Consider the following 943-nt stretch of genomic DNA (forward strand, 5'->3'; position numbering starts at 1 on the left):
GAAGTGATTTAAACTTTTCTTTTCCTTGCACATTTTCTCAATAGCATAACGGAAAAAGCGATGTAGTTCCATGATTCCCAGTTTCTGAGCGTTGTATCAAATCGATTCAAAATAGTTCTGAAACTGTCCATCCACGCGTTTGTCCGTTCTATGGAGTATCGTTCCCTATACAACAATTCATCAAGGACTATACTGTCGTTTGTCGTTCCATTTCTTTTGTTGATACAGATGTTTGACACAATTCCATAACTTTTGAGCACGGAGCGGAGGGCTGCACAATCAAATCCGGCATCCGCATTCAGGAAAAGCCCGTCCGTTCTGATGTTGGCTTTTGCCATGTCTTCCATCATGTTCTGCATTACAGCAACAATATTGTGCGTGTCATGATGTTCCCCGCTTTTCGGAACGGACATGGCGAGAGGAAGCCCTTTCCTGTCTGTAAGATAAAGGGCATTGGTCGTCTTGCGTTTTTTCCTTCCCTGATAGCCGACTTCTTCCCCGCCGCGTATAGCCGGAGTGTGGCTTCCGTCAAGATCCACACTTGACATGTCAAGTTCCGAACGGTGCTTGTCCAAAAGTTGCAGCCAAAGCGACTTCCATTCACCTTTCTTGCTCCACTTATTGTAATGGTGAAATACAGCACCGTATTTCAGGACCTTGCCGCTGAACAGTTCTTTCACGGGAAGATATTCCCATTGGCATCCGGTCTTTAACTTATAGAGAATGGCATTGATGACTTCAATCAGACTACTTTTTGATTGAAAACCGCGTTTTGCCACAGAAAGATGAGGAAGTATTTCGTTTTTTATCGTATCTTTGTCCAATACAGCGTACATAGGTTGTTTATTATGAATGAGTTTGGTCACCCATAATATAATGAATAATTCTATTTGTACGCTGTTTGACAATATTTTAATTGATATACATAAGTTTAAATCACTTC

The 943-nt window shown here is 41.7% G+C and carries 1 protein-coding gene; it reads right to left on the minus strand.

Annotated features, from left to right (window positions below; genetic code table 11):
- Positions 1–8 precede the first annotated feature (8 nt).
- Positions 9–836, minus strand: coding sequence for an IS5 family transposase (locus tag WKT20_RS18075; RefSeq protein ID WP_117674222.1), 828 nt, complete (start codon positions 834–836; stop codon positions 9–11).
- Positions 837–943 lie beyond the last annotated feature (107 nt).

The sequence above is a fragment of the Phocaeicola sp. ICN-14070 genome, assembly GCF_037892625.1.
GTDB classification, from domain to species: Bacteria; Bacteroidota; Bacteroidia; order Bacteroidales; family Bacteroidaceae; genus Phocaeicola; species Phocaeicola plebeius.